6 protein-coding genes are annotated in these 7,013 nt (G+C 71.3%); 2 read left to right on the top strand and 4 right to left on the bottom strand.

What is annotated here, in order from left to right; all coding sequences use genetic code 11:
• Positions 1 to 91: 91 nt before the first annotated feature.
• The 4 genes from ACIA8D_RS06905 to ACIA8D_RS06890 form a co-directional block, all read right to left on the bottom strand.
• Positions 92 to 1,231: an NADH:flavin oxidoreductase gene (locus ACIA8D_RS06905; protein ID WP_399229420.1), complete on the bottom strand. Its 1,140-nt coding sequence runs from the start codon at positions 1,229 to 1,231 to the stop codon at positions 92 to 94.
• 147 nt (positions 1,232 to 1,378) lie between these two features.
• The gene (locus ACIA8D_RS06900) at positions 1,379 to 2,326 is read right to left on the bottom strand and encodes a 3-keto-5-aminohexanoate cleavage protein (protein WP_399229418.1); all 948 of its coding nucleotides are present in this window, start codon (positions 2,324 to 2,326) and stop codon (positions 1,379 to 1,381) included.
• A 22-nt stretch (positions 2,327 to 2,348) separates the two neighbouring features.
• Positions 2,349 to 3,113 (bottom strand): SDR family oxidoreductase, encoded by a 765-nt coding sequence (locus ACIA8D_RS06895; RefSeq protein ID WP_399229416.1) that lies wholly within the window; start codon positions 3,111 to 3,113, stop codon positions 2,349 to 2,351.
• A 39-nt stretch (positions 3,114 to 3,152) separates the two neighbouring features.
• Entirely contained in the window at positions 3,153 to 4,460 is a 1,308-nt protein-coding gene (locus ACIA8D_RS06890; RefSeq protein WP_399229414.1) for an MFS transporter, read from the bottom strand.
• 194 nt (positions 4,461 to 4,654) lie between these two features.
• On the opposite strand from ACIA8D_RS06890, the gene ACIA8D_RS06885 reads away from it, so the two are divergent.
• The gene (locus tag ACIA8D_RS06885) at positions 4,655 to 5,716 is read left to right on the top strand and encodes a LacI family DNA-binding transcriptional regulator (protein ID WP_399229412.1); all 1,062 of its coding nucleotides are present in this window, start codon (positions 4,655 to 4,657) and stop codon (positions 5,714 to 5,716) included.
• 102 nt (positions 5,717 to 5,818) lie between these two features.
• Positions 5,819 to 7,003: a 4-hydroxybenzoate 3-monooxygenase gene (locus ACIA8D_RS06880; protein WP_399229410.1), complete on the top strand. Its 1,185-nt coding sequence runs from the start codon at positions 5,819 to 5,821 to the stop codon at positions 7,001 to 7,003.
• The last annotated feature ends 10 nt before the right edge of the window (positions 7,004 to 7,013 follow it).

Raw genomic sequence — 7,013 nt, 5'->3', positions numbered from 1 at the left:
GGGGGGGCCCACGCCCCTTCTCGACGCCCCGGTCTAGGGCTTGTCGTTTGGATCAGGCCCCGCGAGCCCGGCCTGATCCAAACGACAAGCCCTAGCTCAGCGTCTTGAGCGCCGCCGCGTCGTACGGCTTCAGCTCGTCGAAGCGTCCCGCGAGAACCTTCGCCGCCCACTGCGGGTCCTGGAGCAGGGCGCGGCCGATGGCCACCATGTCGAACTCGTCGCGCTCCAGGCTGTCGAGGAGGTCGTCGATGCCCTTGACGGCGGAGCCCTCGCCCGCGAACGCGCGGATGAAGTCGCCGTCGAGGCCAACGGAGCCGACGGTGATGGTCGGCTTGCCGGTGAGCTTCTTCGTCCAGCCCGCCAGGTTCAGGTCCGAACCGTCGAACTCCGCGTTCCAGTAACGGCGCGTGGAGGCGTGGAAGGCGTCGACACCGGCCGCCGCGAGCGGCGCCAGGATCGCGTCCAGCTCCTCCGGGGTCTCGGCGAGCCGGGCGTCGTACGCCTCCTGCTTCCACTGCGAGTACCGGAAGATGACCGGGAACTCGGCGGAGACGCGCTCGCGGATCGCGGCCACGATCTCCGCGGCGAACTTCGTACGCGCCACGGCGTCACCGCCATAGGCGTCGCCGCGACGGTTCGTGCCCGACCACAGGAACTGGTCGAGCAGGTAGCCGTGCGCGCCGTGCACCTCGACGCCGTCCAGACCGATCCGCTCCGCGTCCGCGGCGGCCTGCGCGAAGGCGCCGATGACATCGTCCAGGTCGCCCTGCGTCATCGCCCGGCCCGCGTTCTCGGTGCCGTCGACGCGGATGCCGGAGGGGCCGACAGGCTCGGCGTCGGCGAAGGGCGGCTGCCCCGCCTTGCGCACCATGCCGATGTGCCACAGCTGCGGAACGATGGTGCCGCCCGCCGCGTGCACGTCCTCGGCGACCTTCGCCCAGCCGGCCAGCTGCTCCTCACCGTGGAACCGCGGCACCCGGTCGCTGTCGCCCGCCGAGTCGTGGCCCACGTACGTGCCCTCGGTGATGATCAGGCCCACGCCCGCGGCGGCCCGCCGCGCGTAGTACGAGCGCACATCCTCACCGGGAATGCCGTTCGGCGAGAACATGCGGGTCATCGGCGCCATCGCGATGCGGTTCGGGACGGTCAGGCCGTTCAGCGCGACGGGGCGGGAGAGTATCTCGGCGGCGCGGGACGTGGGGTCGGCCACGGGGGCTCCTCTGAAGTGCATGGGTATCTGAAATGCATGGGTACTGATGGGCAGGGCGCGAGGTGTGATCGCGCCGGTGCCAACCGCCCTGCCCGCACACACATTCCGCGGGCCGCCCGCACCGCCCTGTGATCCCCGACACGGCCGCACAGGTGTGCGCGGCAGCGCTCAGAAGCCGACCTTGTCCCGCCCCTTCAGACCGAGGATCTCGCGGGCCTCGTCGGGCGTGGCGACCTCCAGATTCAGGGCCTCGAGGACGGTACGGATCCGGGACACCTGCTCGGCATTGGTCCTGGCCAGTTCGCCCGGCCCGAGCCACAACGAGTCCTCCAGACCCACCCGTACGTGCGAGCCCTGGGCGGCGCCGATGGTGGCCAGCGGGATCTGGTGACGGCCCGCGCCCAGGATCGACCACTCGTAACTGTCGCCGAGGAGCCGGTCCGCGGTGCGCCGCATGTGCGCGAGGTCCTCCGGGTGCGCGCCGATCCCGCCGAGGAGACCGAAGACCGACTGGACGAACAGCGGCCCGTCCGCGAGACCACGGGCCTGGAAGTGCGCCAGGTTGTTCAGGTGCGAGATGTCGTAGCACTCGAACTCGAAGCGGGTGCCGTTCTCGGCGCCGATCCCGAGGATCCTCTCGATGTCCGCGAAGGTGTTCTTGAAGACCAGGTCACGGCTGCGCTCCAGGTGCTCGCGCTCCCAGTCGTGCGCGAACTCCTTGAAGCGGTCGAGCATCGGGTAGAGCCCGAAGTTCATCGAGCCCATGTTGAGGGAGGCCAGTTCGGGCCGGAACTCCGTTGCCGGGCGCATGCGCTCCTCGACGCTCATGTGCGGGGAGCCGCCGGTGGTGATGTTGATGACGGCGTCGGAGTGCGCGCTCACCTCGGTGAGGATCGGCGCGAAGTGCTCCGGGTCCTGCGAGGGGCGGCCGTCCTTCGGATCGCGGGTGTGGAGGTGGACGATCGCCGCCCCGGCCTCGGCGGCGCCCAGGGCGGCCTCGGCGATCTCGCCGGGCGAGGCCGGAAGGTGCTCCGACATCGACGGGGTGTGAATGCCTCCGGTCACCGCGCAGGTGATGACGACCTTGCGGGCGGAACGGGAGTGTGCGCTGGACATGCGGGGGTCCTTCCGGGAGCGCCTAGTAGAGCTTTTCCGTGTTGCCGTCGACCGGCATCGCCTGGCCGTTGACGCTGCGCGCCGCCGGGCCCGCCAGGAAGACCGCCATGTCGGCGATGTCGTCGGCGGTGACCATGCGGCGCATCGACGACTGGTCGTTGTAGAGCGCCTCGACCTCGGCCACCGGACGGTCCAGCATCCGGGCCTTCGCCTCGATGACGGCGCGGATGCGGGGGCCGTCCACCGCGCCCGGACAGATCGCGTTCGTCCGGATGCCCTCGGGACCCAGCTCGATCGCGAGGGTCTTGGTGAAGCCCACGACCGCCCACTTCGAGGCCGAGTACGCGCTGCGCCCGGCCATGCCGAGCCGCCCGGCCGCCGACGACAGATTCACGATCGCCGGATCGGTGCCCCGGCGCAGCAGCGGCAGGGCGTGCTTCACGCAGTAGAACTGGCTGTGGATGTTGACGTCGAACGTCCTGGTCCAGTCGGCCGCGTCCACGCTCTCCACCGGGCCGGTGGGGCCCGCGATGCCCGCGTTGTTCACCAGGACGTCCAGGCCGCCGAGGTCGCGCTCCACGGTGTCCATCAGCGTGCGCACCTGCGCCTCGTCGGAGGCGTCGGACACGTGGGCGTTCAGCCCCGCCTCCCGGGCGGACCGGACGGCCGGCTCGGCCACGTCGGTCACGAGGACCCGGGCGCCGAGCGCCGCGAACCGGTCGGCGATGGCGCGGCCGATGCCGGCGGCGCCCGCCGTGACGAGGACACGCTTGCCGTTGATTTCCACGAGTTCTCTCCTCAAGTGTGGTGATGTGCGCGCCGGTTGTCAGCGGGCGGTGGCATCGTCGCCGCGCCGCAGGAACAGCGACAGGACCGTGCCGACGGCGGCGACCGCCACCACGAACCACAGGCCGGACAGCTTGTCGCCGGTCAGGTCCTCCATGGCCCCCATCACGTACGGGCCGATGAACCCGCCGAACAGGCCGATGGTGTTGACGAACGCGAGCCCGCCGGCCAGCGCCGCCCCGCTCAGCCGCGACGCCGGGAAGGTGAACAGGATCGCCTGCATCGCGAAGCAGGAGAACGCGCCGAGACAGAAGCCCAGGAGGCCCACGACGGGCCCGGACAGCGCGCCGAGCGCGAAGCCGACGGCGATGCCCGCGGCCGTGATGTTCACCAGGCGCCGGGAGGTGGTGCCGTTCGTGGCGCGCAGCGGCACCAGATACGCGCCGAGGCCCGCGAACAGCCAGGGGATCGCGGTCAGCAGCCCGATCTGGACCGGGGACAGCGTCCCGTACGTGCCGATGATCGACGGCAGGAAGTACGACATCGCGTACACGGCGATCTGCTCGGCGAGGTAGACGCCGACGACCAGCAGGATCTGCGGGTTCCGCCAGACCTGGCCCATGCGGTGCGTGCCAGAGACCGCGGCGCCCGCCTCCTCCTCGGCGGCGATGCGCGCCTGGAGGCCGAGGGCCTCGGCCCGGGTCAGGAACGTCGCCTTCTCGGGACGGTCGGGCAGCAGCTTCCACACCGCCAGCGCGAACACGCAGGCGGGCAGCCCCTCGACGAGGAACATCCACTGCCACCCGTGCAGCCCTCCGAGCCCGTCGAGCCCGAGCAGCAGCCCGCCGACCGGCGGTCCTACGACGCTCGCGGTGCACACGCCGAGCAGGAAGATCCCGTTCGCCCTGGCCCGGTCGGCCCGGGTGAACCACTGGGTGAGGAAGTACATGACACCGGGGAACAGGCCCGCCTCCGCGGCGCCGAGCAGCAACCGCATCGCGTAGAACGACCACTCGCCCTGCACGAAGGCCATGCCCGCGGATATCAGCCCCCACGTGACCATGATGCGGGTGATCCAGAAACGCGCGCCGACCCGGTGCAGGACCAGATTGGAGGGGATCTCCACGAGCGCGTACGTGATGAAGAACAGGCCCGCGCCGATCCCGTACGCCGTGGCCGAGATCCCGAGGTCGATCTCCAGGCGCTCCTTGGCGATCCCGATGTTCGTCCGGTCCAGGAAGCTGATCACGTAGGCGGCGACGAGCAGCGGCATCAGGTGTCGCAGGACCACCCTGTTCAGCTCGGCCGGGGAGCGCAGCGCCGTGGTGGCGGTCGCGTCAGTCGTCATGGGAGGGACCTTCGTCTTCGTCGACAGAGGGGACGCGGCTGCGTCGGTGCGGTGAAGCTAGGCGCGGCCGTGAACGTTAAGCAACGTTCAGCTGGTGGACGGCCGTTGCCGGGCGGCCCGGATCTCCGTACGTTCACGCGACAGGTCGGCGGCGCGCCAGAGGCCGGCCGGCACTCAGCAGGGGAGAGCGATCAGTGGAGACAGTGCAGCCACGGCAGGTCACGCGGGCCCGGCGGTCCGCCCGGGTGTCCGCCGCCGCGGTGGCCCGGGCCGCCGGGGTCTCCACCGCCACCGTCTCGTACGTGATGAACGGCAAGGCAGGGGTGTCCGCCGAGACCCGGACACATGTGCTCGCGGTCGCCCGTGAGCTCGGCTTCACACCCCGCAGGGGCGAGGTCGTCGACCCCGGCCGCAGCCGGGTGATCGCCCTGGTGCAGCCGAACATCGTCAACCCGACGTATCCGCGCTTCGCCCAAGCGATCATCTCCGCGGGCGCCGCGGCGGGCTACCAGGTCTTCATCGCCACCACGCAGGACCAGCGGCCCGCGCTGGACCACATCACCGCGACCCTGGTGAACCGGGAGGTCGACGGGGTGATCCTCTCGGCCGCCTTCCGCGAGGACGCGAGCGCACTGCGCACCCTGCGGGCGGCCCGCATCCCGTACGTCTATCTGTCGCGGCGCTCGCTGTTCCTGGAGGGCGACTTCGCCGGGGTCGACGACGCCACCGCCGCCGCGGAACTCATGGCGCACGTCCTGGGGCACGGCCACACGGAGGTGGCCACGGTCGTCGGGCCGCGCTTCTCCTCCGCCTCCTCGGTCCGGGAGGAGGCCTTCGTGCGCACGGCGGGCCGGCACGGCGTGCGGATCAGCGGCGCGCGCAAGATCAGCACGGAACTGGACAACAACGGCGGCCGCCGCGCCGCCCAACGCCTCTTCGCCCTCGACACACCGCCCCGGGCGGTGGTGTGCGGCAGCGACGAAATGGCCATCGGCGTCATGGAGTTCGCCGTGGAGCACGGCCTCCGGATACCCGAGGACATAGCGGTCACCGGCTGCGACGGCACGCCCCACTACACGGCGGGCCTGATCAACCTCACCACCATCGTCCAGCCCCACGAGGAGATGGCCGCCGCCGCGTTCGGCATGCTGATGCGCCGCATCCAGCACCCGACACTGCCCCGCCAGGAGCGGATCCTGCCGCACCGGCTGCACCTGGGGCGCACGTGTGGGTGCGGGGTCGTGGCGGGCGTGTGACCAGGAGGGACCTGCCGCACACCCCACCGGATCGCTCCCGTAACGTGCGCCGACGACGGGGTCGGCACCCCCCTCCCGGCCCCGCGGAGGGAGTGAGATCTGGTGCGTACGGTCGACACGAGTGTGGTCGTCGTCGGAGCCGGCCCCGCGGGGCTGATGCTCGGTGTGTTGTTGCGACGGCGTGGCATCGACTGCGTGGTGGTCGACAAGTTCACCCGGGAGCAACTGCTGGCACGTTCGCGCGCCGGGTTCCTGGAGCGGCGTACGGTCCAACTGCTCGACCGGCACGGCCTGTCCGCCCGGCTGCGCGCCGAGGGCCTCGCGCACACGCGCTGCGAGATACACGCCGAGGGCGAACGGGTCACGGTGGACTACGCGGCGTGGTGCGGTGACGCGCCCAGCTATGTGTACCCCCAACAGGACGTCGTGGCCGATCTGTTGGACGCGTACGTCGGTGAGGGCGGCACGTTGCTGCTCGGTGCCCCGGTCGCCGAGGTCGTGGCGGACGAGGCGCCGCGGGTCGTGTGCGCGGACGGCACCGTCGTCCGCGCGGACCTCGTGGCAGGCGCCGACGGGTGGCACGGGCCGACCCGTGCGGCCTTGCCGGACGGGGCCTTCACCCGGTACGACGTGCCGCACGACGCCCGCCTCCTGGGCGTGCTCGTCCAGGCGCCGCCGTCCGCCGGGCACACCGTGTACGCGCAGCACCCCGACGGCTTCGCGGGACACATGCTGCGCTCCCGCGACGTGACGCGCATGTACCTCCAGATACCCGCCGGTGACACCGTCGAGCAGTGGCCGGACGAACGGATCTGGAAAGAGCTGCACATGCGGATCGACCTGCCGGACTGGACACTCAACGAAGGGCCGGTCCTGGATCGGGCCTTCGTCGACATGCACACCAGGGTCGTGGAGCCCATGCACCACGGACGGGTGGTGCTGCTCGGCGACGCCGCGCACATCGTGCCGCCCTCCGGGGGCAAGGGCATGAACCTCGCGGTGGCCGACGCGGCCGACCTCGCCGCCGCCCTTCCGCACCACTTCGCGGGCGAGGAACCCCTGGAAGCGGTGCTGGTCGCGTACTCCCGGCGGCGCCTGGCCGACGTGTGGCAGGTGCAGGAGTTCAGCCACACCATGCTGGAACTCCTGCACACCGACGAGCCCGGCACCCCGCACACCGCCTACCGCGAACGGCTGCGGCGCGCCCGATGGCAGCGGCTGCGCGACGACCCGGCGTACGTACGGTCCTTTGCGGAGCAGTACATGGGGCCTTCGCTCACCGAGTAGTTCGGCGACA

It is taken from the genome of Streptomyces sp. NPDC051684, from assembly GCF_044453445.1.
Taxonomy (GTDB): Bacteria; Actinomycetota; Actinomycetes; order Streptomycetales; family Streptomycetaceae; genus Streptomyces.
Note: the sequence above shows the minus strand (reverse complement) of the source record. Positions and strands in the feature narration are given on the sequence as shown.